This window comes from Polaromonas sp. P1_E1_2 (assembly GCF_056406035.1).
On record NZ_JBFUAZ010000941.1, the window covers coordinates 1 to 1,022 of the forward strand.

Below are 1,022 nucleotides of genomic sequence, written 5' to 3' on the forward strand. Positions count from 1 at the left end.
CCTTGGGGGCGGGCGGGTCCACGAATTGCGTGAGGATTTCTGCAGGAATCACGATTTCGGCGGCGCGCATCAACAAGCCGCTTTGCAGCGCCCAGATGAACCCCACGTGCAGGCCCACTACCACGAGCGCGATAACAGCATTGCGGCTGAGGGGCTGGCGCGGCGGGGCGGGGCGTGGTGCGGTGGAGAAAGTGGCGTTCATCGAGAGGGAGATAGGTGGGCGAATGGCCACATGAGGCGCGGTTTCGGTCAAAAAGGCAACCAGGAAACTAGCGGCGGAAGATCCACCACGCGGAGCCTATCACCAGCACAAGGCTGACAGGAAGGGCCGAAATCAGTATTGGGGAGAAGGTTRCAAGGTGTTCCATGGGCTGCCTTCCAGCGTGTGGGCGGCGAGCTTGATATTGGCCGTCGGGCAGCTGGCACTGCACTGCGCCACCACGTCGCGGGCGCAGCCTTCACACTGGCCGCACTGGGTGGCCACGCCGAGTTCGAACTGGATCTCGTCAAAGCCCAGGCCTGCTCGGGCATGGCGGGCAATTTCGCGGTCGGAGATTCGGCGGCAGACGCAAACGATCATGGATGGGCTTGGCTGATGATTGATTCAATCGGTGTGTTGATTATAAATGCGAATCTATCGCATTTGCAATCATGAGATGCGGATTTCAGGAAGTGCGAGCTATTTGCAGAGGATTTTTGGCCTTGTTTTCGAAGCCAAATTCAGCAGTAAGCCTTTCTGGGCGGGCGCAAGCAGCTATGAATTAGATAGCGAAAAGGCTGTTTCTGGGGGTGAGCGAGGCACCATCGGGGTGATGGGTTGCTAAAACCCTTCACGATGCAGGACAAACGCGCTCCAACCGCCTAAACCTCAGCCCACATCCGCAGCAGGTTGTGATAGCAGCCTGTAAGCCGTACCACCTCGGCACCTTCGGCCGCACCTGGGGTTGAGCGTTCCAGGTCCTTTTGGCGCAGCGAGGTAATGGCCATATCCATTTCATACAAAAGCCGGCGCTGGGCATCGG

Annotated in this window: 1 protein-coding gene and 2 pseudogenes; all 3 read right to left on the reverse strand. The window is 58.7% G+C overall.

Annotation, left to right across the window (positions count from 1 at the left end; all coding sequences use genetic code 11):
* Positions 1-202 (reverse strand): annotated as a pseudogene (locus tag AC1D1P_RS24255) (energy transducer TonB); the annotation flags it as partial.
* A gap of 132 nt (positions 203-334) precedes the next feature.
* Positions 335-580 (reverse strand): (2Fe-2S)-binding protein, encoded by a 246-nt coding sequence (locus AC1D1P_RS24260; RefSeq protein WP_477674783.1) that lies wholly within the window; start codon positions 578-580, stop codon positions 335-337.
* A gap of 281 nt (positions 581-861) precedes the next feature.
* A pseudogene (locus tag AC1D1P_RS24265) lies at positions 862-1,022 on the reverse strand (Fe2+-dependent dioxygenase); the annotation flags it as partial.